Source organism: Clostridium sp. CM041 (genome assembly GCF_055081035.1).
Genome location: NZ_CM143648.1, coordinates 266,316 through 290,924, shown reverse-complemented (window position 1 = coordinate 290,924; position 24,609 = coordinate 266,316). Strand labels below are relative to the sequence as shown.

At 30.7% G+C, this 24,609-nt stretch carries 21 protein-coding genes, 1 rRNA gene, 2 pseudogenes and 1 other annotated feature; of the genes and pseudogenes, 7 read left to right on the top strand and 17 right to left on the bottom strand.

Annotated features, from left to right (window positions below):
- Positions 1-12 precede the first annotated feature (12 nt).
- From ACWJJT_RS01445 to ACWJJT_RS01400, 10 genes and pseudogenes are all read right to left on the bottom strand, one after another.
- Complete coding sequence (locus ACWJJT_RS01445) at positions 13-1,134, bottom strand: DegT/DnrJ/EryC1/StrS family aminotransferase (RefSeq protein WP_462955784.1); 1,122 nt, start codon at positions 1,132-1,134, stop codon at positions 13-15.
- Positions 1,135-1,182: 48 nt separating this feature from the next.
- A complete protein-coding gene (locus tag ACWJJT_RS01440; protein WP_462956721.1) occupies positions 1,183-2,358 on the bottom strand; it encodes a DegT/DnrJ/EryC1/StrS family aminotransferase in 1,176 nt (391 codons plus the stop codon).
- A gap of 341 nt (positions 2,359-2,699) precedes the next feature.
- Positions 2,700-3,149, bottom strand: coding sequence for a DMT family transporter (locus ACWJJT_RS01435; protein WP_462955783.1), 450 nt, complete (start codon positions 3,147-3,149; stop codon positions 2,700-2,702).
- A gap of 17 nt (positions 3,150-3,166) precedes the next feature.
- Entirely contained in the window at positions 3,167-3,589 is a 423-nt protein-coding gene (locus tag ACWJJT_RS01430; RefSeq protein WP_462955782.1) for a DMT family transporter, read from the bottom strand.
- A 355-nt stretch (positions 3,590-3,944) separates the two neighbouring features.
- Entirely contained in the window at positions 3,945-4,271 is a 327-nt protein-coding gene (locus ACWJJT_RS01425) for a hypothetical protein (RefSeq protein ID WP_165413495.1), read from the bottom strand.
- Positions 4,272-4,602: 331 nt separating this feature from the next.
- Positions 4,603-4,823, bottom strand: a pseudogene (locus tag ACWJJT_RS01420) (transposase); the annotation flags it as partial.
- A gap of 188 nt (positions 4,824-5,011) precedes the next feature.
- Positions 5,012-6,457: a DEAD/DEAH box helicase gene (locus tag ACWJJT_RS01415; protein ID WP_165413493.1), complete on the bottom strand. Its 1,446-nt coding sequence runs from the start codon at positions 6,455-6,457 to the stop codon at positions 5,012-5,014.
- Positions 6,458-6,645: 188 nt separating this feature from the next.
- Entirely contained in the window at positions 6,646-7,707 is a 1,062-nt protein-coding gene (locus ACWJJT_RS01410) for an IS30 family transposase (protein ID WP_462954875.1), read from the bottom strand.
- A gap of 202 nt (positions 7,708-7,909) precedes the next feature.
- Positions 7,910-8,281 (bottom strand): hypothetical protein, encoded by a 372-nt coding sequence (locus ACWJJT_RS01405; RefSeq protein ID WP_462955781.1) that lies wholly within the window; start codon positions 8,279-8,281, stop codon positions 7,910-7,912.
- 421 nt (positions 8,282-8,702) lie between these two features.
- Positions 8,703-8,882 (bottom strand): annotated as a pseudogene (locus ACWJJT_RS01400) (GntP family permease); the annotation flags it as partial.
- Between the two features lie 266 nt (positions 8,883-9,148).
- Between ACWJJT_RS01400 and ACWJJT_RS01395 the strand changes: the two are divergent.
- The 6 genes from ACWJJT_RS01395 (at position 9,149) to ACWJJT_RS01370 (ending at position 16,739) form a co-directional block, all read left to right on the top strand.
- Complete coding sequence (locus tag ACWJJT_RS01395; RefSeq protein WP_462955780.1) at positions 9,149-9,610, top strand: DUF4342 domain-containing protein; 462 nt, start codon at positions 9,149-9,151, stop codon at positions 9,608-9,610.
- 184 nt (positions 9,611-9,794) lie between these two features.
- The gene (locus tag ACWJJT_RS01390; RefSeq protein WP_268064022.1) at positions 9,795-11,255 is read left to right on the top strand and encodes an IS1182 family transposase; all 1,461 of its coding nucleotides are present in this window, start codon (positions 9,795-9,797) and stop codon (positions 11,253-11,255) included.
- 239 nt (positions 11,256-11,494) lie between these two features.
- Positions 11,495-12,178 carry a response regulator transcription factor gene (locus tag ACWJJT_RS01385; RefSeq protein ID WP_462955779.1) on the top strand — a complete coding sequence of 228 codons (684 nt, stop codon included), beginning with the start codon at positions 11,495-11,497 and terminating at the stop codon, positions 12,176-12,178.
- On the top strand, positions 12,171-13,652 hold the full coding sequence (locus ACWJJT_RS01380; protein ID WP_462955778.1) for a sensor histidine kinase: 1,482 nt from the start codon (positions 12,171-12,173) through the stop codon (positions 13,650-13,652). The genes ACWJJT_RS01385 and ACWJJT_RS01380 overlap by 8 nt, the downstream gene beginning before the upstream one ends.
- Before the next feature lie 919 nt (positions 13,653-14,571).
- Entirely contained in the window at positions 14,572-15,534 is a 963-nt protein-coding gene (gene uvsE / locus ACWJJT_RS01375) for a UV DNA damage repair endonuclease UvsE (protein ID WP_462955777.1), read from the top strand.
- 162 nt (positions 15,535-15,696) lie between these two features.
- Positions 15,697-15,947, top strand: a binding site (T-box leader).
- A gap of 279 nt (positions 15,948-16,226) precedes the next feature.
- Complete coding sequence (locus tag ACWJJT_RS01370; RefSeq protein ID WP_462955776.1) at positions 16,227-16,739, top strand: tryptophan transporter; 513 nt, start codon at positions 16,227-16,229, stop codon at positions 16,737-16,739.
- Between the two features lie 112 nt (positions 16,740-16,851).
- On the opposite strand, the gene ACWJJT_RS01365 is transcribed toward ACWJJT_RS01370, so the two are convergent.
- From ACWJJT_RS01365 to ACWJJT_RS01340, 6 genes are all read right to left on the bottom strand, one after another.
- Positions 16,852-16,992 (bottom strand): hypothetical protein, encoded by a 141-nt coding sequence (locus ACWJJT_RS01365; RefSeq protein ID WP_216304289.1) that lies wholly within the window; start codon positions 16,990-16,992, stop codon positions 16,852-16,854.
- Between the two features lie 661 nt (positions 16,993-17,653).
- Positions 17,654-19,180, bottom strand: a 16S ribosomal RNA gene (locus ACWJJT_RS01360).
- Positions 19,181-19,598: 418 nt separating this feature from the next.
- The gene (locus ACWJJT_RS01355; protein ID WP_462955775.1) at positions 19,599-19,829 is read right to left on the bottom strand and encodes a glutaredoxin family protein; all 231 of its coding nucleotides are present in this window, start codon (positions 19,827-19,829) and stop codon (positions 19,599-19,601) included.
- Between the two features lie 274 nt (positions 19,830-20,103).
- The gene (locus ACWJJT_RS01350) at positions 20,104-21,027 is read right to left on the bottom strand and encodes a DUF2935 domain-containing protein (RefSeq protein ID WP_462955774.1); all 924 of its coding nucleotides are present in this window, start codon (positions 21,025-21,027) and stop codon (positions 20,104-20,106) included.
- Between the two features lie 248 nt (positions 21,028-21,275).
- Positions 21,276-22,826: an FAD-dependent oxidoreductase gene (locus ACWJJT_RS01345; RefSeq protein ID WP_462955773.1), complete on the bottom strand. Its 1,551-nt coding sequence runs from the start codon at positions 22,824-22,826 to the stop codon at positions 21,276-21,278.
- Between the two features lie 386 nt (positions 22,827-23,212).
- Positions 23,213-23,575: a phage holin family protein gene (locus ACWJJT_RS01340; protein WP_462955772.1), complete on the bottom strand. Its 363-nt coding sequence runs from the start codon at positions 23,573-23,575 to the stop codon at positions 23,213-23,215.
- 176 nt (positions 23,576-23,751) lie between these two features.
- On the opposite strand from ACWJJT_RS01340, the gene ACWJJT_RS01335 reads away from it, so the two are divergent.
- The gene (locus ACWJJT_RS01335; protein ID WP_462955771.1) at positions 23,752-23,985 is read left to right on the top strand and encodes a hypothetical protein; all 234 of its coding nucleotides are present in this window, start codon (positions 23,752-23,754) and stop codon (positions 23,983-23,985) included.
- Here the strand turns inward: ACWJJT_RS01335 and ACWJJT_RS01330 are convergent.
- Positions 23,968-24,360: a DUF1523 family protein gene (locus ACWJJT_RS01330; protein WP_462955770.1), complete on the bottom strand. Its 393-nt coding sequence runs from the start codon at positions 24,358-24,360 to the stop codon at positions 23,968-23,970. The two genes, ACWJJT_RS01335 and ACWJJT_RS01330, sit on opposite strands and share 18 nt — an antisense overlap.
- Between the last annotated feature and the right edge of the window lie 249 nt (positions 24,361-24,609).

The following is a 24,609-nucleotide window of genomic DNA, read 5'->3' as shown; positions in this document are numbered from 1 at the left end:
TATGGAATCCCTTTACTTTTTATAGAATTTCTTAATAGTTTCACAAACAAATTCTACTTCTTCCTCAGTTATCTCTGGGTATATAGGAAGTGCAATGATGTCATTTGCTATTCTTTCAGCTACTGGGAAATCGCCTTTTTTATATCCTAAGTATTCAAAACATTTTTGAAGATGAAGCGGTATTGGATAATAAATACTATTTCCTATTTCATTAACTTTTAGATATTCGCAAAGTTCATCTCTTCTTTCGGCTAATATATTAAATACATAATACACCGGCTTTTGATTTCCTTTAATTTTAGGTATTTTAATAAACTCACAATCTTGTAATCTATCTATATATAATTTTGCAATATGATTTCTCTTTTGAATTGCTTCGTTTATATATTTCATTTTCACTTGTAATATAGCCGCTTGAATTGAATCCAATCTTGAATTATATCCAATGTAATCATAATGATACTTCTTAGAAGCCCCATGAACCCTGTACATTTTAGTAATACGTGCTAAGTTTTCATCGTTAGTTACTATCATACCAGCGTCGCCATAAGCTCCTAAAGTCTTGGTAGGAAAGAATGAGAAAACACCAAAGTCTCCTATTGTACCTGCATGTCTAAAGTCTGATCCATTCCCTTTCCATCTCATACCAAACGATTCCGCAGCGTCTTCTAAAACCTTCAAATTATTTCTACTGGCTATGTCCATAATTTTATCCATATCACCCATTTGTGAAAATAAATGAATTGGGATAATCCCTACGGTATCCTTTGTTATTTCTTCTTCTATTTTGCCTACATCTATACTAAAAGTTCCTTCATCAATATCTACAAATACAGGTTTTGCCCTATGTTTTGCAATGCAAGATGTAGAAGCTAAGAAAGTAAAAGGTGAAGTTATTACTTCTTTCCCATCTTTAAAACCTAGTATATCAGAAGCCATTACTAAGGCATCTGTACCCGATGCAACACCAATTGCATATTTAGCTCCAGTAAATTTTTTAACTGCTTCTTCGAAGTCAGTTACCTCTGTGCCTAGCATCGATATTCCTCTTTCCATAACTCCTAGAACAGCATTGTTAAATTCCGACTTTTTATTAGTATATTCTCTTGTAGATGTATAAAATTTAACCTTCATAATAGGACCTCCTTTTATATAGTTGGCAATGTCAGTTAAATTTGAGCTTTATCCCATTATCTCTTCTACGCATCTTATTACTTTTTGCACCACATACTCTGCATCCTCTAACTTAAGCGTTGAGTATACTGGAAGTGTTATTTCATTTGCATATTGATTATATGCATTTGGATAATCCTTTATAGAATACCCAAGATTCTTATAAAGTGTAAACATTGGTAAAGGTGTAAAGTGAACATTTGTAGCTATGCTTATATCTGCAAGTTTTTGGATTACCTCATCTCTTTGAATCTCACTAATTCCTTTTACTCTTAAAGGATATAGATGATATGATGTCTCTCTATTTTCATCCTTTATAAAAGGAATAATCGCCCACTGTTTAGTTTCAAGAGCTTTGGTATACACATTAAAAATATCTCTTCTTTGCTCAATCATTCCTTCATATCTTTGAAGTTGTGAAATCCCTATAGCTGCACTAATATCTGTCATATTACATTTCATCCCATCTGTTATGATATCATATTTCCAAGCTCCTGCTTTCATCTTAGCAAATGTATCCTTTGACTGACCTTGATAAGACGTTATTTTAAACTCTCGCAATAAATCTTCCTTCCCCTTAAATTTATTATCATTAAAAACAATTGCTCCCCCCTCTGATGTTGTTAAATTCTTCACCGCATGGAACGAAAAAACATTAAAATCTGCCTGTGTTCCAACTTTGTTTCCTTTGTATATTGCTCCAAATGAGTGAGCTGAATCTGATATAAATATAATATCTTCTCTGTTTTTTTCCTTAAGCACTTCTTTTATAGCATCATAATCTACAGGAACCCCTGCAAAATCCACAGTTATTATAGCTTTCGTTTTAGGTGTAATTGTCATACCTAATTTTTGCTCATCAATTAAAAAACTGCCTTCTTTAACATCTACAAAAGTTGGCTTAACTCCCCTATGGATTATTACACTTGCTGTAGCTGTATATGTATAAGGTGTTGTAATAACTTCGTCACCCTCGCAAATGTTATAAACCTTTAATATAAGTTCTAAGCCTGCACTTGCACTTGAAAGTGCTACTGCATTATTTGCATGACAATACTTAGCAATTTGATCTTCAAATTCCATAGCCTTAGGCCCACTTGTAATCCACCCTGAATCTAGCACCTCCATTACAAGCTTTTTTTCTGTATCAGTTATGTCTGGAGGTGAAAAAGGAATATTCCTTATTTTCATTCATATCCTACCCTTCAAATTAAATTTTATTTTAATGTTTAACTATTCTAAATTATTTATACTTAAATCTATAATTTATTCACAAAAATTTGCAGATATAAATCACTATAATTACTAAATGTCGTTAAATCTATTTTATCATAGTACTGCAGTAATCCTTAAATATTAAAACAACCTTTTAAAAATTATTATACATCACTACCAATAAAAAAACTAAGTGATTATGAATTTATCTTCCATAATCACTTAGTTTATTAAATCATCACTTTTGCAGCTACAATATTAAAGCATTTCCTGTGGAGTTGCTCATACTTATAATCTGAATTAAAATATCGTTAACATTTTCCAATCAATTCTTTCCTGTCAACATTAGAATTATATATTAGTCCTAATAAAATTAATAACCCACCAATAATCTTCCCTTTTGAAATAAAACCCATTCTGAAATAATCAATAAGTATACCTGTAAAAAGCTGACCCATAAATATCAGCAAAGTAGTATAAATAGTAGGAATTTTAGGAATTACAATGTTAGAACTTGCAACAACTATTACTCCTAGTAACCCACCTAAAAAAGCCCATGCTGGTATTGTAGTATAACTACTAAATGATGTATTTACAGAGGTTTGCACTATTACGATAAGTAATATTGTACTTAATAATCCTACAATATAGTTTATAAGGGTTCCTTGAAAAACCCCTATTTCTTTAGCTAGATGTGAATTTACAATCATGGATATTATAGTAATACAGCCACATAAAATTGCTAAAATTATATACAACATATTCCCCCACCTCCCATTTAATATATTATCATTGTGACTAGCCCTAAAAATATTATAAAAAATCCGACAACTTTTTTCTTTTTAAACTTATAAATATTTAAACCAAATAGGCCATAATGGTCTATAAAGCAGGCTAATACTAATTGTCCAAAGATACCTAATGATAAGGTTAAAGACGCACCAAGTAAATTGAAGCATAAATTACATAGAAATACCATAAACACCCCTATGAATCCACCACTAAACAAGTATAATGGAATATTTTTGTGTATCTTAACCTTTTCTTTTTTAAATATTAAAACAGTAATAACGGCAATAAGTCCAACTATGTGAATTATTAATATTGATACATACTGGTCTGTATAATTTGCCAAAATCCCATTAAAAGTCACCATTATAGCAATTAATATACCTATAAATACCGCAGATGCTTTATACATTTAATTTCCTCCACTCTTTAATTTGTTTATATGTCCCTTTTATAAGGTTACCATAGAAATTTAAAAAAAACACCATTTCCACTCTAAATACAAGTGCATTAGAAAAACTTGCAGGGGATTTATACAAATAAAGGGTATATAAATATATGCAAGAAGGGTATATATTTATATATAAATATATACCCTTCTTGCATATATTCCTATAAGCTTATTTACTTACAGGAATATATACCTTCTTGCATATATTCCTGTAAGCTTATTCACTTATAATATTATATACCTTTTATTCCCGAATGGAGCTGCACAGATGATTATTAACTTCAATTAGTTCATTATTATTTATAAAATAGCAATGCTATCTATTCCCATTCATTTTACCCTTTAGTGCCTTAACTCTCCCATTTACATAATTAATAAGCTCACGCATATTGTCTTTTATTTCAGTTGGGGCACTAGTAACCATGGTAATTATATCCAATTTATTACCTTTTATTTCTTTGGCAACTTCATAAGCTAAGCACTTATTTTTCATTTTCCAATAGGTAATGTTAAATTGATCTGCTTGGCGTTTATTATAATATCCTTTTTCAATACCAAACTGAAATAAATCTGCTGCTGACTCTAATTCCTCTAAATCTTGAACATCTAAAGTCTCATTTACTAAATCTTGAAATGTTTTCATTATAGCTCTCCTTTTTAACAAGTAATATTATTGATAATTTATATAATACTTAATATTACCTAGTTGTTTGTTTTTTTTAAGTTACCTTGACGAAATCTTTCCCACAACTTTTATATTTTAACACATATTAAAGAGTATTTAAATTGTATTTAAAAACAATTTTATAACTCTATGTTTAATCTAGAACATTAAGATATATATTATCGCGTGAAGCTCACATGACTGAAGTCACATGCTTCTAAGATTACTCTTAGATTTTCCCACATCATTGTTCTCGTTACCTACTAACTCCATGGGTGTTAAATTTCGGATACTTCCTACCCTACTTTATTTATATTATATTAGCAAACTTCTTCCATATTTCACTTACTGTTGTAGCGAAATATGAAGGTCTCCATAAATGGCCTCCACATAATTTCTTCTTTAGTATTATTCCATATTCTTTAATTAATATCTAGCCGATACTCCTTTTAATGCTTTCATTATATCAGGAATATATTGTTGAGTAGTGCATTCTATTAATAAATGAATATGGTCTAAGTCACCACTCATTAAAACTAAACTACAGCAACTCCATTATCCTCAGCCATTTTATACCCTATCAAACAGAAAACTTCAGTGTGAGTATAAATATCCTTCTGAAGTCGTTAATACTTCAGCTCCGCAGGAGATGATTTAATATAAAAATGAGGTGGATAATTAGATTATCTACCTCATTTTGCATTCTATAGTATTAAGTACTATTTGTTTGCTTTTTCTACCCTAATTGTTTTTCCCTTTATTGTCCCGTTTTTAAGGGCTTCTAATACTAACTTGCCTTTTCCAGCCATGATATCTACATGAGAGAAACTATCTTGAATATCTATAATACCTATATCCTCAACACTAACGCCCTCAATATTGCAAATAGTTCCTACAATATCTACATTTCTTATTTTTTTCCTTTTACCTGCACTGATATATATTTTCATTATATCGCTACTAAAATTAGATGCTTTAGTCTTTTTAATAATAGGCTTGGCATCATTTTTTTCATAAAATGCTTCCCTATATGGCTCAGACTCTTCCTTTGATGGAATTGGTTTTTTAGGTATCTCCATACCAATATAGTTTTCTATGTTTTGTAAAAATCTTTTCTCATGACGCGTTGTAAAAGTTATAGCTTTTCCCTTTTTGCCTGCACGTCCTGTTCTTCCTATTCTATGCACGTAATTTTCTTTTTCTAAGGGTAAATCATAATTTATAATATGAGTTATATCTTCTACATCAATACCTCTAGCAGCAACATCCGTAGCCACTAAAAATCTAAATTCACCTTTTTTAAATCTTTCCATAGCATCTAATCTATCATTTTGAAGTAACCCTCCATGTATCTTAATACATGAATAATGGCGATTTTTCATTTGATTTGTTATTGCATCAACATTTTCTTTTGTTCTACAAAATACTATACATGAATCTGGATTTTCAACATAAAGCGTTCTCTTAAGCAAACTGAGCTTCTTATCTTCCTCTACTTCATAGCAAACTTGATCAATTTTTTCAACGGTTAATTTTTCAGGGTTTATTTCTATTTTAACAGGATTTACCATGTATTTCATGCAAATAGCTTCAATAGATTCTGGTATTGTAGCTGAAAATAACATAGTAACCCTATTTTTAGGAACAGCTTTGATAACTTCTTCTACTTGTTCTATAAATCCCATGCTAAGCATTTCATCTGCTTCGTCTAATATTAAATATTTTATCTTATCTAAATTAATAGTTCCTCTTTCAATATGATCTAAGGTTCTACCTGGCGTACCTACTACTACGTGCACTCTTTGCTTTAACTGTTTCTTTTGCATTTCTATAGGTTGTTTACCAAAAACAGCTACGGCTCTAATTTTCTTATATCTACCTATTTGCGTTATATCCTGGCTCAATTGAAGAGCTAGTTCTCTAGTAGGTGTTAATACTAATGCTTGAGGCTCTGTTTCCTCTATATCTGCACTTTCACAAAGTGGAATAGCAAAAGCAGCTGTTTTCCCACTACCTGTTTGTGATTTTACTATGATATCATTACCTTTTAGGGCTATAGGTATTACCGCAGCCTGAACCTCTGAAGGATTTTTATATCCTAAATTATTAATTGCTTTTAATATTTCTTCACTAATATTAAATTCCTCAAATTTTATGTTACTCATTTTAACTTCCTTTCTTTTGTTCCATATATAATTTTTAAGTATAACTTAAATATATTTTCAGCTCATAAGTTTATATTATACCATGTTTAAGCTTATAATTTCTATTATAAGTTTTAATATTCGACAAATTTATTTATTTGTGTAGATTGCAATATAAAATGTCCGAAATTTTCACGAAAAATATAATGTTAAGTTGTAATGGTTTTCTGTTCCATCATATTGGCAGATAAACCGTTGAAAATCCTTCTTGGATAATTGTTGATCCAGTGCTGTATTTGCATAATTTGTTTTTTAGAGAATGCTGAAATATCCACACCTTTTGGGATAAATCGTCGTATCATTTTATTGATATTTTCGTTTGTGCCTCGCTCCCATGAACTATATGGGTGAGCATAATACACTTTAGTTCTCTTTCGTTTATTTCTTACTGAGTTCTCAATACCCTCGAAATCAAGGTTCTCACAGCCGTTATCACAGGTGATTGTTTTAAATGTTTTTGAGAATAACATTCCCATTTTACGCTCCAATTTGTCCAATTCTTTCACGACAGCCGCCTGTGATTTAGATGGTATTTTAAAGACTAACTCCTTACGAGTTACTCTTTCACTTAACACCATTAAGACAGTTTTTGTACCCTGTTTGCCAACTACAGTGTCCATTTCCCAATGGCCTATCTCATCACGTGCAGCTACCGCTGCAGGTCTCTCCGATATGCTAGTTCCTTTGGTATTGTTATACGCTGATCTTATTTTTTTATAGTTTCTCTTTTTAGCATTCTTTTTAACAGGCAGATCTTTGTTACTTATATTTAAAAACAAATTATTATCCAAATAGTTATACACAGTTTTGAAGCAAATAGTTGTTTCAAATTGTAGATTTTTATTTGTGATATTTTGAATAGCTGCATACGGAGATTCGCCATCTATACCAATAGCTTTTTCTAAGTACCTCACCAATTTGTGATCTTTTCCTATTTTTAATGCAGGACCTTTAGCGGCACCTTGTTTGTCATGCTCTGACTGCCCAATTTCTGCGCTATATTCCATTCGAGTGGTTAAGTCACTATTCAATAGTTCTACAATTCCTTTAGCAATTTCACGCCTTATTGTACGTTCTGAGCGCCCACCTATTTGCTCCGCAATACGAGTTGAATTAAGTCCCATTTTGTGTAAAGCTTCTAACTTTATGCGTTCCTCGTATGTTATGTGTTTACCTTTTCTGCTCTGTGTGATAAAATCTAATTGACTCATTTGAAATCCTCCCGTATATGTTGGTTTAGTCACTTAACATTATACAAGAGTATTTCTCTTGAGTCTTTATTTTTTTGTTACTCTTCGGTCATTTCATTATACAACTTACCAAATTTATTTATTTGCATGCGACTAGTTTTAATAAAAAAGAGATATTGAAGATTAAATCTTCATTATCTCTTTTTATAGCTACATAGTTATTTTACTCACATGGAAATAAATAATTAGCTGCAATACGTACGTCTACTTCTTCTGGCTCTTCAATATCATCTGGAAGTACAAACACAAGTTTACGTCTAATCGTACCACATTGATTGCATTCATCCTCTTTACATAGTATTGTAGTAAACCCTCTAAAAGTGATTATTCTACCAGCATTATCATATATAATACATGCAACAGCTACTGTTTTGCCAAAGCATACGTTATTTACTTGTATTCTTACAGTTAATAATTTTGCACCATGTTTTTCTATACTTACTGGTTCTGCATTAATAGAATGACATAATTCACATTCACAGTTATTATTATTATTTGAACAACCTGGTTTACAATTATTTTCATCTCTGCTCATTTTATAAAACTCCTTTTTGTATAAATTTAGAATAAGACGATACACACAGATACCGGTTTATAAGTTATTCATACTTTTATAGATACATATATCACTAAAATATATTGTGGACATAATTTTTATGCGTTGATATATGTACTAATAAATCGGATTCATAGTTGAATTTGGTCTTTTATAAATTTACAATTTGTTTTACTAATGAGCTAAATATACTATATAATTCATATTTTTTATTATACTATACTATATTCACTGGTGCAGATATTGGTTAATAAAAATTACAATTTTTAAGAAAATTTTTCTTAAAAAATACTGGTACCAACACAAATTTCATAAATATCTACCCTTTCCAAAGTAATTACTAATTTAAGCCTGTGAGATATGATTTATTATTAATTGTTACGCTCAATTACTTAGATTACTATTTCATTATTCCAAATATTATAGTTGACACTAAAGTCATAGTTAAACTTACTAATGATTCATATGTTGTATGTTTTAATCTTTCCTTCATATCCATAACTATAGTTCCACCGAATACTGTACTTGCTACTTCAGTACCAAATGGAGTTGATGCTGTAGCCGTAGACATTAGTATTCCCCTATAATTCATTATTAGCATTACATTCATCATTTTATCCACTATGCTTTGTGCTTGTTGCTCTGTCAGCGTAATCATATGTTTATCACCCCATTCTTAAAATATATACGGATATTAATATTTTACGCCAATTTTCAATGTTATTTGAAAATCAATACCTAAATTTTAAATTTCTAATGTAATTTTAATGTTCTACTAATAAATCTTTAATCCTCCAATCTTATAATGAAAACATAGAAAACAAATAAAAATGAGGGGGAATTAAAATGTCAATAACTTTAGAACAAATTGATGAATTAAGAAAAAGAGCTAATGTAAGTTATGAGGATGCTAAAAATGCCTTAGAGCAAAGTGCCGGAGACCTTATCGAAGCTTTAGTATATCTTGAAAAACAAAACAAAATTAAAGCGGAGGAGAATCCTTGCAGTGAAAGCATCTTTTTTAAAGAGGTAAAAAAACTTATTAAAAAAGCCAATGAAACAAAACTAATAGTTAAAAAAGATGATGCTGTAGTGTTAAACATCTGTGTAACACTAGCCATTATAATAACTATAGCAGCTTTCCCCCTAGTAGTTGGAGCATTAATATTAGCCTTAGCAACTAATCATAAAATAAGAATTCAAAAGAAAAATAATGAAGATTCAGAAGCAAACAAGATTTTTGATAAGATGTCTGTTGCTGTTAATAAGGTGACTACAAAAATTACCGAAGAAATGAAAACTGAATAAGACACACGAAAATAAAATACTAAAAACCTACACCTTATCAAGAGGCCACTGAAAAACTATATGAAAAATCGTCATCTAATTAAAGATGGCGATTTTTTTATATAAAAGACTAAAAAACAAAAAGGAATTTTAAAAGATATGTCGAATTAGTATAGTAGAATAAAATAAAAGGGGCTAAACTATTATGCTAAAAGGACAATTGGAAATAAAAATAAATACATACCATAGCTTATATTCGTTAATTATTCCGAAAGATAACATTTTAAAGCAAATTAATGACCTTGTTGACTTTTCATTTGTTTATGACGAATTGATGATTAACTATAGTTCATCTATGGGTAGAGGTGCTATTAACCCCATAATGCTATTTAAATATTTACTTTTGAAAGTAATATATGAATTGTCTGATGAAGATGTTGTTGAAAGAACTCTTTATGACATGTCCTTTAAATATTTTCTAAATTTAGCCCCAGAAGAAACAAATTTAATAAACTCAAGTACACTAACTAAATTTAGAAAGCTTCGCCTTAAAGACATGAATTTATTGGATTTATTAATAAACAAGACTGTAGAACTTGCTATAAAAGAGGGAGTTTTAAAAAGTAAAGCAATAATAGTTGATGCTACGCATACCAAGTCACGTTATAACCAAAAGTCAGCAAGCGAGGAATTATTGAAACGTGCAAAAAACTTAAGAAAAACATTGTACGGAGTACATCCTGGTATTAAAGAAGAGTTACCTAATAAAGTTACAACTGGAGTACTTGAAGATATTCTTGAGTACTGCAAATTATTAATTGATACCATAAACGAGAAGCCAGAAACTGCAGCAAATCCAGCTGTGAAAACTAAATTAAACTACTTAATTGAAGCTATTAATGATGACTTAGAAAATCTAAAAATATCAAAAGATGAGGATGCAAAAGTGGGGCATAAAACTGAGGATAGTTCTTTTTTTGGATATAAATCACACCTTGCTATGAGTGAAGAACGTTTAATTACAGCAGCTGTTATTACAACTGGCGAAAAAAGTGATGGAAAGGAGCTCATAACCTTAATAGAAAAAAGCCGTGAGGCTGGTATAGATGTAAATGAAGTAATTGGAGATACAGCTTATTCTGAAAAGAAAAACCTAGAATATACAAAAGAAAATAAAATTGCATTAATTTCAAGACTAAATCCTGTAATTTCACAAGGAATGCGAAAAAAAGAAGATGAATTTGAGTTTAATAAAGATGCTGGTTTATTTGTATGTCCGGCAGGTCATATGGCTATTAAAAAAGCAAAACAGGGAAAGAAGAATGTTGGTAAAAATCAAGTGCTAACCTACTATTTTAATGTAGAAAAGTGTAAAAATTGTGTTCATAAAGATGGGTGTTATAAAGAAGGCGCTAAATCTAAAACTTATTCAGTTTCAATAAAGTCAAATACTCACAAAGATCAAATAGAGTTCGAAAAAAGTGAATATTTTAAAAAACGAGCTAGGGAACGTTATATGATAGAGGCTAAAAACAGTGAACTTAAGCACCAACATAGCTATGATGTAGCAATATCGTCAGGCTTAATTAGTATGCAAATGCAAGGTGCATTATCAATCTTCACTGTGAATCTAAAGAGAATAATTAAGTTGAAAAGCATGAAATAGGGCTTTTAAAACTTAATTATAAAATAAAAAGCATGAGATATCCAAAATATGAATATCTCATGCTTTTTCTATTCAAGCTTGAAAACTCTACTAAATAAAGAGTGCTTTTTTCAGCGGCCTCCTTATCAATGTAGGTTTTTTTTAAAATTTAAAATATGTAGTTAATTGTCTGTAATTATATATGAAATAATATATAATAAAGCTATTAATATAATATATTTCGGAGGTACAGTCTATATATGAGTGGGCAAAAGATTTTAATAATTGAGGATGAAATAAAAATAGCACGGTTTCTTGAGTTAGAATTAAAGTATGAGGGTTATATTGTTGAGCAATGTCATGATGGACGTGAGGGTTTAGATAAAGCCACTAATGATTTTTTTGATCTCGTAATCCTTGATGTTATGTTGCCTTCCTTAAATGGCCTTGAGGTATTAAGAAGACTTAGGCAAGTGTCATCAGTTCCTATTATAATGCTTACTGCGAAAGATGAAATAATGGATAAAGTTATGGGCCTTGACATAGGTGCCGATGACTATATGACTAAGCCTTTCGCTATTGAAGAATTACTTGCAAGAATAAGAACAGCATTAAAAAAAGCACTTGTATTCAATGAAAGCAGAAATATATTGTCAGTTGGAGAATTGACCATAGACTTAGATCAACATGTGGTTACATTTAAGGATAACTCTATAGAACTAACTAAGACAGAATTTGATTTACTTAAGTACCTAATGGATAATAAAAATATTGTTCTTACAAGAAATAAAATCATAGATATTGTATGGGGATATGAATATATGGGTGATACTAATGTAGTAGATGTATATATTAGATATTTAAGAAGTAAAATAGATGATAAATTTAACTTGAAGTTTATTCATACGGTGCGAGGGGTGGGATATGTTTTAAAAGATGAATAATTTAAAATCTATCCTTAAGCTATTATTACAATCATTACGGTTAATTTTTAAGTTAATTAGAATAATCCTTTTGTTTATGCCAACATTATTGAAAAAATTATCTCGCATAATACATAAACTGCTAAGATTTTCAATTAGTTTTAAGATGACTGCAGTCTATACTCTCATTTTTTCTATTACACTGTTACTTTTAAGTGTTGGTTTAATTATAAGCTTTAGATTCTATCTATTGAATGAAGCTAAGTGTGAACTTACTAAATATAGTGCAGTAGCTATTAAATATGCTAAATTAGACAAAGACCCTCAGGACATTAATGTCGATATTTTTTCTAATATAAAATATGTAACCTTCAGTATTTTTGATGAAAAAGAAAGTCTTCTTTTAACTACTGAAAAGGATAAAAAAAATGTATATTTTAATAAAGATAGCTCACCTAACCCAGCTACAAATGAAACAAATCAACAACTTGTTTTTGTTACTACTAAGTTAGACCAGAACAATAAAATATTTTTCCTTCAACTTTCTAAAAATCTAGAAAATGAAAATAGATATTGGGGTGTTTTTGCATTTATTATTTTAATAATAAATATATTTTCTTTAATTATTACATTAGGTATTGGCTCTAAAGCAAGTAAAAAAATGCTTCTGCCTATAAAAAATATGACAGAAACCACAAAATCTATTTCAATTAATGCCTTGGAAAAGAGGCTAAACGTTAGCAATTCTCACGATGAGTTAAAACAGCTAGCCGAAAACTTTAATGAAATGCTGGATCGCATTCAAATTTCCTATGAAATGCAAAATCAATTTGTATCAGACGCCTCCCATGAACTAAGAACTCCCATAGCCGTTATAAAAGGCTATGCAAATATGTTGTCCCGTTGGGGAAAAGATGACAAAGCGGTACTCGACGAATCTATAATCGCTATTAAAGGCGAGTCTGAAAATATGCAGCAATTAGTAGAAAAACTTCTCTTCCTTGCAAGAAGTGACAAAAATACTCAAAGACTTTCCAAACAAGAATTTTATATCAATCAATTAGTATATGAAATCGTAAAAGAAACAAAACTAATTGATGGCCATCATGAAATTTCAACTGATATTAATGAAACTGTAATTATTTATGCGGATAAAAAATTATTAAAACAAGCATTACGAATTTTCATTGATAATAGCATAAAGTATACCCAAAGTGGTGGAAGTATTAAGTTAAATAGCTATATTAGAAAAAATAATTTAGTAATTGAAATTATAGATACGGGAATAGGTATTTTTAAAGAAGATCTCCCCTATATTTTCAATAGATTTTATAGATGTGATAAATCAAGAGCAAAGGAAAGTGGCGGAACAGGCCTTGGTTTATCTATTGCGAAATGGATTATTGGTGAACATAACGGCTCCATTGTAGTAGAAAGCAAACCTAAAATGGGGACAACTATAAGGATTGGACTTCCAATAAAGAATAAATTGTAACATAAAAAAGAGATGATAATTACTACAATTAATTATTATATAATTCAAAAGCAGCAGTTCACTTTCATGTACTGCTGCTTTTTTTGTATATTAGTTGTAATAAACTTCTCAAGATTGGCTTTTAAAGTTTATCTGATTAATTAATTAATTAATTTTTTAAATGAGTTAACACTTCAATTTATCACTAAATCTTCAGATTTTACTTATAAATGTTTGCATTCTTGTTTGTATGTTAATTATATCACAATTTTATGATAGTTGTAAATAGTTTTTATAATTTTTTTACCATTCTATTATGCTTTCGTATCAATTAGTCTCTTACAATACTTTAAAATTTTCTGAAAACGATTATATACGTAGGTTTTATTCTTATTAACATCAAATTTTTTTCATCATTATTAATTTATGGCAAAATGAAAGTATGTTATCTTTTAAACAAAGTGTTCTCTTTTTTCATTTAGCTTAGTGTATTATATGCTTTTTATAAAAACCCATAATTTTAAAGTTCCTTAAAATAAATTCTCTTATATTTGTGTTTTTATCTTTTTTATAATGAAATCCTCTAAAATATACAAATATTTATTCAATCATAGTTTATATTGTTTTACATACACTATGATTATGTGATATGATTAAATTTGAGTTTATTATTAAATCTATTCAGATATTATATTTATTTAATAAGATGTTTTTAAGGAACGTTTAAATATTGTTTATAACTTTTGAAATATGGGATTTATCTCATTTGCAAATTTTTAAACCTTTACTTAATACGTTTTTACAATAGTAATTTATCTTCGCTATTGTACTTTTATTGCTATAAAATTATGCTTATTAAAATATATTAAAAAATATCGGTTAGTAGAGATGTTTTAATTTATATTCAAATTTATAACTATATTATATGAGGAGTGATATTATGCAAATAAGATTAGGCTACGTGGCTACTGCCTTAAAGTCAGCAAAGATAACTTCTGCTAGCACAGTAACTTTTTCTACATATACCAAACAATCGACGGCTAGAGATAAGCTTGAAAAGCTACAAAAGGTAGCTGTATCAAACGTTAATGATTTGCATAAAATTCTAGAATACGTTGTAAAAAACAATGTCCATTTTTATAGAATAACTTCTGCTTTAATCCCTTTAGCAACTCATCCTGAAGTTACAGATTGGGAATTTAGAAGAATTTTAAAAATGGATTTTGAATGGCTTGGAAATTATATTAACAACAACAATTTAAGAGTAGATACTCATCCTGATGAATCTAATGTCATAAATAGTTCTAAGGAAGAAGTAATAAAAGCTACTGCAAAAAATCTACAGTTCCACGCTAATCTTTTTAAGGATATTAACTATCCCTTAGGAAAAATGGTATTGCACATTGGTGGTAAAGAAGGCGGAAAGCTCGCTGCTACAGAAAGATTCTTTAAGAATTTCAATAACTTACCAAAGGAAATAACTGAGTTATTAGTATTTGAAAATGATGATAAAAGCTTTACTACTAAAGAAGTATTAAACATATGCAAAGAAATAAATGTGCCTATGGTACTAGATGTACATCATCATAACTGCAACAACGGTGGCGATGAACTAGAACCTATGTTGAAAGATATATTTTCTACTTGGGAAGGTGAGCCTTTAGCACCAAAAGTACATTTTTCAAGCCCAAAAACTAGTGAAAAAGATAAAAAGCATGCTGATAACATTGATGCAGCATCATTTATCGAGTTTATTGAAAAATGTATTCCTTTAGGAATAGACTTAGATATACTATTAGAGGCAAAACAAGCAGATTTGGCTTTCAATCAACTTTTAGAGGATGTAAGAGTTTTTAAACCTGAGTGGACTTGGCTTGATAATAGTACTTTAGAATTTCAATAAAACAAATTTATAAAAGAGAAGACTTCAACAATATTTCTATTGTTGAAGTCTTCTCTTTATGTAAAATTATTTACATATCTTAGTCGTTTTTTATCAAATGCAAATAATTCTTAATGAAAAAAATTGTTTACATTAAATAATTTTAATGCTATTATTATAATAATAAATTCGTTGAACAGGAATAGTAGTTAAAGTCATGCAAATTCAGAGAGCTGAGGATAGTGTAATCTCAGTATTGATAACTTTAGTGAATGGACCTGCTAGAAGTAACCCGAAATCAAATTTTGAGAGTAGTAGTTACCGGATGCCCACTGTTAAAAGGGCTAGAGCATTTCAGTGCTTGAATTATAAGATATGTTTAGTTTTTTTGCAGCATAATTTAGGTGGTACAGCGAATATCCTTCGCCCTAATACAGGGCGAAGGTTTTTTTATTTTAAATAATAAAGTAAAGGTGGTGGTTAATTTGATGTTCTGAAAGATATTTTCTTTTGAAATAATAATAAACCATTTAACGACATTTCAGAAGGAAGTATCCCACTCCTATGAGTGGGCGTTCTATACTATAACAAAAATAGAACTTTAGGGGGAGTATAAATCTCGATCTGAAGTCTTCAATTCATCTTCTTCGAAGCTGTGCAACACCGTAGGTGATGATTTAACTCTAAATTATTTTGAAAAGGAGCTGTTTTTTATGAAAACAAATAAACTAATAATAACTTCTCTATTACTTGCAATCGGTCTTATATTGCATCAAATTGTTCCAGGTATCTTTTTAGGAATGAAACCAGATTTTTTATTAGTATTTATGATTTTGTCCCTAACATTAACTAAAGATCTTAAGATAACCATTATTACAGGAATAGTAGCAGGTATTTTAGGTGCCTTAACTACGACTTTTCCAGGTGGCCAACTTCCTAACATTATAGATAAGGTTATAACTTCAATACTTATATACGGATTATATAAGTATCTCAATCCTAACTCTCCTCTTAAATTAGGGTGCATTTATTTTCTTGGAACTATAATAAGTGGAAGTATTTTTCTTTGTTCAGCTCTTACTCTATTTGCGTTACCTGCACCTTTTTTAATCCTCTTCGTATCCATAGTGCTTCCTACTTCAGTGATTAATTCTTTTATTGGGTTTTCCCTACATAAACTTATTATAAGTAACCCAGCAATTAAGAATTTATTTATAAACTATTAAAAATTAAAGAATCAAGATCTAAGATCTTGATTCTTTAATTTTTAATATATATTGTTTTATTTCACCTTAAAAACTTATTTTCTATTTTATTGAAACTATAAAGATACTTGACTTATTTTTGTTTTGGATAGTATCCTTTAAAAGCATCTTCATAATCCTCTGGTTTATGGAATTCTTGAACTTCACTCGTAAAAGTTTTTTTATCCTCACTTTGCTTTTCTTTTCTCACTTCTCTATTCTTATCGTTACCCAAAATAACATCTCCTTTTGCTTATTTTGATATCTAAACATTTATTGTATTTTCTAACTATTCTACATATAGTATTTACAAAAATACATTAATTATATGTTTTTAAGTAAATTTTTTTAAATTAGTATTAGTGCAAATGATAAATGGAACGATACTATTTACTATGGGACGCACTTACAATTTCAAGCATCCCATCAAGTGGACAAGTCGGCACCACAAGGCACTGTACAAAACATTACGAAGAGCACACCAGCTGTAGCCGTAAATAGGGTTCAAAGTTCGCAGCAGCATCACCTTGATTGCTAATGAATCTATTTTGAGTATTTATTAAACATAAAAAAAACAAACTTCCACTATCTTGTGAAAGTTTGTTTTTTTATGTTTAATATTTTTTTATATAAGTGTTAAAGTTATAATTCACATATTCTTTACATATTTTATTTATATATATTCCATATAAATATTATTAACCTAATCAAAAAAAATGTAATAAGCAACTATAAACACCAAATAGCGCTTTTATAATTGTTCATTACATTTTTAGACTATTAGTCTCTCAAAATTAAACAGAGAATTAGGTACGATTAATTACAATAGATATTTTTGAAGAACAAATTAATATTCTTCTATTGCATCGACCGAAGTCAATACATCTACTCCCTAGAAAGGAGGTGATCCAGCCGCAGGTTCTCCTACGGCTACCTTGTTACGACTTCACCCCAATCATCAATCCCACCTTCGGCCGCTGGCTCCTTACGGTTACCTCACGGACTTCGGGTGTTACCAACTCTCATGGTGTGACGGGCGGTGTGTACAAGGCCCGGGAACGTATTCACCGCGACATGCTGATTCGCGATTACTAGCAACTCCGGCTTCATGTAGGCGAGTTGCAGCCTACAATCCGAACTGGGATGAGTTTTTGAGTTTGGCTCCACCTTGCGGTCTTGCATCTCTTTGTACTCACCATTGTAGCACGTGTGTAGCCCTAGACATAAGGGGCATGATGATTTGACGTCATCCCCACCTTCCTCCCGGTTAACCCGGGCAGTCTCACTAGAGTGCTCAACTTAATGGTAGCAACTAATGATAAGGGTTGCGCTCGTTGCGGGACTTAACCCAACATCTCACGACACGAGCTGACGACAACCATGCACCACCTGTCACCCTGTCCCGAAGGACTTCGCCCATCTCTGGGTTATGCAGGGGATGTCAAGTCTAGGTAAGGTTCTTCGCGTTGCTTCGAATTAAACCACATGCTCCGCTGCTTGTGCGGGCCCCCGTCAATTCCTTTGAGTTTTAATCTTGCGATCGTACTCCCCAGGCGGAATACTTAATGTGTTAACGGCGGCACCGAGGTTCGACCCCCGACACCTAGTATTCATCGTTTACGGCGTGGACTACCAGGGTATCTAATCCTGTTTGCTCCCCACGCTTTCATGCCTCAGCGTCAGTTACAGTCCAGTAAGTCGCCTTCGCCACTGGTGTTCTTCCTAATCTCTACGCATTTCACCGCTACACTAGGAATTCCACTTACCTCTCCTGCACTCTAGACACCCAGTTTCAAATGCAGCACCCAAGTTAAGCTCGGGTATTTCACATCTGACTTAAATGTCCGCCTACGCATCCTTTACGCCCAGTAAATCCGGACAACGCTTGCCACCTACGTATTACCGCGGCTGCTGGCACGTAGTTAGCCGTGGCTTCCTCCTCTGGTACCGTCATTATCGTCCCAGAAGACAGAACTTTACAACCCGAAGGCCTTCATCATTCACGCGGCGTTGCTGCGTCAGGGTTTCCCCCATTGCGCAATATTCCCCACTGCTGCCTCCCGTAGGAGTCTGGACCGTGTCTCAGTTCCAATGTGGCCGATCACCCTCTCAGGTCGGCTACGCATCGTCGCCTTGGTGAGCCGTTACCTCACCAACTAGCTAATGCGCCGCGGGTCCATCTCAAAGTGGAATTTTCTAAAAGAAAAATCCTTTGATGTTTCGATCATGCGACCAAAACATATTATGCGGTATTAATCTCCCTTTCGGGAGGCTATTCCCCTCTTTGAGGCAGGTTACCCACGTGTTACTCACCCGTCCGCCGCTAATCAACGTCTCCCGAAGGAGACGAATCATCGCTCGACTTGCATGTGTTAGGCACGCCGCCAGCGTTCGTCCTGAGCCAGGATCAAACTCTCAATTTAAAAGTTTACACTTTTTTAGTTGAAATGATTAATCTGCGACAACTGTTAAGTTGATTCGCAAGCTCATTACATACTTTTAGTCTTACAACTAAATTTTACTTTATACTAAAGTAATTAACTGGTTTAACAAAATATTATTTTGCTATTTTTACCTATTTCTCTGTTTAATTTTCAAAGACCAATTTACGTTATACATTCGTCAACAAGTGACTACTTTTACTATTCTATCAGTTAAAATTGTACATGTCAACACTTTTATTTGTTTTTAGATGTTTAACAACATTTTATAAACAAAGCCCCTACTTTTATAAGTGATATAATGAGAATTTATAATTGCAATTATCCCTAGATATGATTGTTACCAAAAAGAAAAAGAAGCTTATCAAGCTTCTTTTGTAACATATATATTTTATTACTTTTATAGACCTAATTTAGCAACTACTTTTTCCTTATCAAACCCAACCATTTCTTCTCCATTTATATTTATTACCGGTACTGATCTATATCCTTTTTTTATAAGTACTTTTTTTGCCTCTAAATTTTCAGAAATATTATGCTCTATATATACAATATTATTTTCTTCGAAAAACTCCTTAGCCATATGACAAAATCCACAAGAATTGCTTGTATAAATCTCAACTTTATTCATAAATAACATCTCCTTTATTCTTGTTTTTCAACTTAAATCTCATACAATTAAACTTATTTTCATAGTAGCACCTTTCTTTTCTTAAGTCAATAATATTAATTACACACCTTACAATAATAACTAAAAATTTACTTGTATAATATGATTCTTATTTTTTATGTCCTATTTAATCATTTTCACTATCAAAATTTAATTTGTTTATCCATTATTTTTATACTCATAGAAAAACTTTATTTCCCATGTAATCCTTCTTTACTTTAACATATTAAATGTCCTACTTGTCACTGAATGACTCTAAAAGGTTTATATAGTGATTGGCTTCTCTAAGGACATGATCTGCCAAAAGCGGAACAATTATCGACTTAATTTTACAATTTAAGAGTCCTTCAGTAGCTTGAGTCTTAAAGTCTCTAATCTTAATAGTTTGTTTTAAAGTGTTATCCGTAAGGCCAGATAAGTATAGTGAAGACTTATTCACAGCAGATGCTTCTTTTCTTAGTATTTCAAATTCTTTCCCAAAATTATTTGATATATCGAATAGTTCCACTTCAGTAGGATCTAATAACCCTCTAATAAAGTAAGAATGCTCTGACATTATTCTGTTCCAAAAGGTTTCCTGTTCAACTATATCTCTTTGCACATCAAGTTCAATACCATTTTGTAATCTTGTTAATAACGTTGCAAAGAATATAGCTTCCCTAAGTATATGATCTATTAACAATGGATAAGCGGTAGTAAATACCTTGCAGGATAAAACATCGCTTTTAAGTTTGGCTTTGAATTTAGCAATCATATTAGTCGCTGCTATAGAATTGTAATTCAGCGCATAAACATGTTCAGTTAACATGGATAGGTTCATATTATTCATTCCAGGTACTAATGAGTTCTCCATAGCGGTTACGCTTGAGTCTATAAAAATTCCAGTAGCAAATTGAGTTGCTCTCTCAGCATCCATTGTATATTTAGTCGAAATTTCATCTGCCTTTAACACTCTAACAGGAATTACTCCGTCAGACAAGGATATTGCATGTGAAAGCAATCTAGTAAATTCATTTTTAAAGGCATCCGCTTGATTGATTAAATTTCTATCCTTTATAACAAATGCTGCCTCCAAAAATATGGAGTGCTCCTTCATAATTCTTAGAAAGAATAGATTTAACTCTAAAGATTGATTTATAAATTTTTGATTTGATATCATAACATACTCCTAAATTATTATTTCATCATTAATAATATATTCAGAATAAATGTATTAAATGATTATAAAAATAATATTTTACAACAACTTTTATTTCAATCATAATACTTTTGATGAAACTGTGACATCCAAAGGTCTGATGGACAATAAATCACCGAAGGATTTCACCGTAAAATAACCCCATACTATTATTGTATGGAGTATACTAATTTTATAGATGAAGCTTATTGAATTTTGGCTTGGATCTTTCACTCCATATTATCACTTTCTTTGTAGTGATTTAACCTGTTAACGGCTGGGCCTTCTATAATATCGCCTTCAAAAGTAAATCTTGATCCATGACAAGGACAATCCCAGGATTTTTCCGCACTATTCCATTTCAGTTCACAACCTATGTGCGTACATGTTATATCAACTATATGTAGTTTTCCATTTTTGTCCCTATATGCTCCATACCTTTCTCCATCAATCTCTACCATCTTTCCCTCATCATTTTTTAATTCAATATTATATTGTCCAACTTGAAGTTTTCCCTTTATTAACTGCTTTGCAACATCAAAATTCTCCTTAGCAAAATTCTTAATCCCATCAGATGAAATATTACGCGATGGATTATATACGTCTTGATAAGGACTTACCTTATTAACTATAATATCCCTTAGTATATTCGCAGCCGCTGTTCCATTTGTCATTCCCCATTCACCATAACCTGTAGCAACATAAATATTTTCTGATGAAGCAGTAAGATTACCTACATATGGCACACCATCTATTGTTATATAATCTTGAGTCGACCATCTATACAAAAACTTTTCAATACTAAAGGTTTTTTCAGCATACTTTTCTAAATTAGCATAATGTTTTATCATATCACCACCATGAGCAGTTTTATGATCTTGGCCTCCGATAATTATCATCTGACCATCATTATACTTTTGCGAACGAAAATACCAACCTTTCTCCCCTGCATCTACAAATGTACCTATTGGCAATTCATTCTTTATTTTTGCAGTTATTACATATGACCTTTGTGGTCGAAGCCTTGCAAAATACAGCCCTAACCCATCATAAAAAGGGAAATGTGAAGCTAAAACAACTATTGGAGCTATTACTTTAAAGCCTGTGTCCGTTATTACAGTGTATAAATCATTATGTTCAATATCTACAGCTCTGGTATTTTCATATATGTTACAATCATTGCTAGAAATGTTTTTAGCAATTTCAAGGAGGTATTTTCTAGGGTGAAATTGAGCTTGATTTTCAAAACATAATGCACCCTTTATTGAAAATGGCAAATCCAGCTTTTCAACATATTTTGCTTTTATACCAAGCATTTTAGCAGCTTCTACTTCTTCCTTAATAGTCTCTATATAGTTTTCATCTGTTGTATAGATGTATGCTGGTAGCCTACAAAAATCGCAATCAATATTATATTTTTTCACCATACCTTCTATAAAATCTATTGCCCCTTCGTTAGCATCTGCATACTGCTTAGCTTTTTCAATTCCCACACTTCTAATTAAATTACTATATATTATATCATGTTGTGAAGTAATATAAGCTGTAGTATTCCCTGTAGCCCCCTTGACTATTTTATCTGCTTCAATTAACGCAACTTTGAACCCTTCATTTTTTAAAAGGAGAGCAGTTGTTATGCCTGTAATACCTCCCCCTATTATCACTATATCAACTTTAATGTCTTTTTCTAAAGCTTTATAGTTTGTTTCATTAGTTGAATCAATCCAATAAGATTTTGATTTTAATTGATTATCAATACATACATCATTTTTTTCATCCATAAAATCACTTCCTCCTTTTAAGAATAAAATAACAATATTATTTTGTGTTTATACAACTAAAAATATGTACATTAAAATTATGTTGATCTAATATTAAGGGTATGAGTTTTGCTACCTATAACTTTTTTACTTTTGGGGGACTACGCTGAGAAATGAATTCAATTAAATTTTTAAATAAGATTGATAAAAATATAGAAGTAGTTTGTGCATTAAGGGTGGATAATATTGTATCTGTATTGATTTAATGTGATGAAAATGGTTAGGAGGAGCATAAGCGCCCCCTTTAATTTAAAACTTTTAAATTTTTAACTATAATTTATTATTTTCTATTTATTACAAAAATGACTAACCATAAATTTCAATTTATAATGCCCTCACTCCAGTGATTATATAGCTCTTCCTGGTAGTATAGCATCTAGTATTCCAATGACTATCGAAGCAAATATTGCACCTATCATAGATACTCTCATCCCAGGAACTAGGAATTGCGCTATATATAATATTATAGCCGCTATTACAAATCCTTTTATTCCCTTTCCAAAAGGTGATGCATCAACGCGCATAAGTTTTTCCACTAAATAATCTATTAAAGATATAACTACAGCCGCTAATATAATTGACCGTAGACCCACAAGTACAAAACCTGGAGTTAAAAATGACGTTATAGCTAATATAATTGAAGTTACTACAAATCTTATTATCATACCTGTTAAGCTATTAAAAGCACCTTTTTTTTCCTTATTTTTCATAATTAAATTACCTCCTTATTTAAATTTTTTTATACTTATATGTTTACCAAAAAGTTGAACTTTTATTATGAAAAATAAACAAACATTATTTTACCAACTATTATCATCAAAATAAAAATTATAAATTAATAAAAGTTGTTAATAATATAAGTAGTAATTAATAAGGAAGTGTTACCGTGAATGACCATTTAATACTAATATTTAGATCAATTATTACGTATTTTGGTCTTCTTTTTTTTACTAGAGCTATGGGAAAAATTAGTGCTGGAGCGGCCGTTGCTTTAAGCAAAGTAATAGACCAAGTTGGTGGGAAAATAGAAGTATATGGAACCCCTGCTGAAGAAACATTTGGTGCGGAAGTTGATATCGTAACAATGAATCAATATATAACTTCATTTTTCCCTATCTAACCCTTTAATTTTTGTGATATTTTGATAATATGATAATAAAGGTATACTCAAGCCATATGCTTTAATTTCGTATTTTCTACTAATTGTCAATCCCCAGTACACATCTTCAGAATGAATTTTAAATTCTAATAAACTATTAGTATCCTCAAATACCTTTATATCGCCATTCTCCATTTGTGCATAAACTAAATACGTATCAATATTATTACGTGTTATTATTCGTTTATTTGCAATGGTTACTGTATAAGTATTTCTAATAAAATGCGGAAAGAATATAACTACACCTGCCATTACAATAATGCTAATTACTATTTTTCCAATCTTAAATTTCGTAAAAAATCTATTCCTAAATTTATAAGAAATGTTTTTTATCATAAAATCTCCTTTATTTTAATAAATTCATTTACTTTAATTGTTACTCCTTTTTCTTTATATTAGAACATAATACATAGAAATATTTTCTAAACTAATTTTGTTTTAATACATGCATAAATAAATGGTTTGAGGTACTAACTAGAACATTATTCAATCTACAGACTTTTTGAATTTATGGTAAGTTGTATAATGAAATGACCGAAGAGTAACAAAAAAATAAAGACTCAAGAGAAATACTCTTGTATAATG

Coding starts and splice junctions, on each gene's coding strand:
- ACWJJT_RS01445 (WP_462955784.1), bottom strand. CDS start 1,134: ATGAAGGTTAAATTTTATACATCTACAAGAGAATATACTAATAAAAAG.
- ACWJJT_RS01435 (WP_462955783.1), bottom strand. CDS start 3,149: ATGTTGTATATAATTTTAGCAATTTTATGTGGCTGTATTACTATAATA.
- ACWJJT_RS01430 (WP_462955782.1), bottom strand. CDS start 3,589: ATGTATAAAGCATCTGCGGTATTTATAGGTATATTAATTGCTATAATG.
- ACWJJT_RS01425 (WP_165413495.1), bottom strand. CDS start 4,271: ATGAAAACATTTCAAGATTTAGTAAATGAGACTTTAGATGTTCAAGAT.
- ACWJJT_RS01415 (WP_165413493.1), bottom strand. CDS start 6,457: ATGAGTAACATAAAATTTGAGGAATTTAATATTAGTGAAGAAATATTA.
- ACWJJT_RS01410 (WP_462954875.1), bottom strand. CDS start 7,707: ATGAGTCAATTAGATTTTATCACACAGAGCAGAAAAGGTAAACACATA.
- ACWJJT_RS01405 (WP_462955781.1), bottom strand. CDS start 8,281: ATGAGCAGAGATGAAAATAATTGTAAACCAGGTTGTTCAAATAATAAT.
- ACWJJT_RS01395 (WP_462955780.1), top strand. CDS start 9,149: ATGTCAATAACTTTAGAACAAATTGATGAATTAAGAAAAAGAGCTAAT.
- ACWJJT_RS01390 (WP_268064022.1), top strand. CDS start 9,795: ATGCTAAAAGGACAATTGGAAATAAAAATAAATACATACCATAGCTTA.
- ACWJJT_RS01385 (WP_462955779.1), top strand. CDS start 11,495: ATGAGTGGGCAAAAGATTTTAATAATTGAGGATGAAATAAAAATAGCA.
- ACWJJT_RS01380 (WP_462955778.1), top strand. CDS start 12,171: ATGAATAATTTAAAATCTATCCTTAAGCTATTATTACAATCATTACGG.
- uvsE (WP_462955777.1), top strand. CDS start 14,572: ATGCAAATAAGATTAGGCTACGTGGCTACTGCCTTAAAGTCAGCAAAG.
- ACWJJT_RS01370 (WP_462955776.1), top strand. CDS start 16,227: ATGAAAACAAATAAACTAATAATAACTTCTCTATTACTTGCAATCGGT.
- ACWJJT_RS01355 (WP_462955775.1), bottom strand. CDS start 19,829: ATGAATAAAGTTGAGATTTATACAAGCAATTCTTGTGGATTTTGTCAT.
- ACWJJT_RS01350 (WP_462955774.1), bottom strand. CDS start 21,027: ATGATATCAAATCAAAAATTTATAAATCAATCTTTAGAGTTAAATCTA.
- ACWJJT_RS01345 (WP_462955773.1), bottom strand. CDS start 22,826: ATGGATGAAAAAAATGATGTATGTATTGATAATCAATTAAAATCAAAA.
- ACWJJT_RS01340 (WP_462955772.1), bottom strand. CDS start 23,575: ATGAAAAATAAGGAAAAAAAAGGTGCTTTTAATAGCTTAACAGGTATG.
- ACWJJT_RS01330 (WP_462955770.1), bottom strand. CDS start 24,360: ATGATAAAAAACATTTCTTATAAATTTAGGAATAGATTTTTTACGAAA.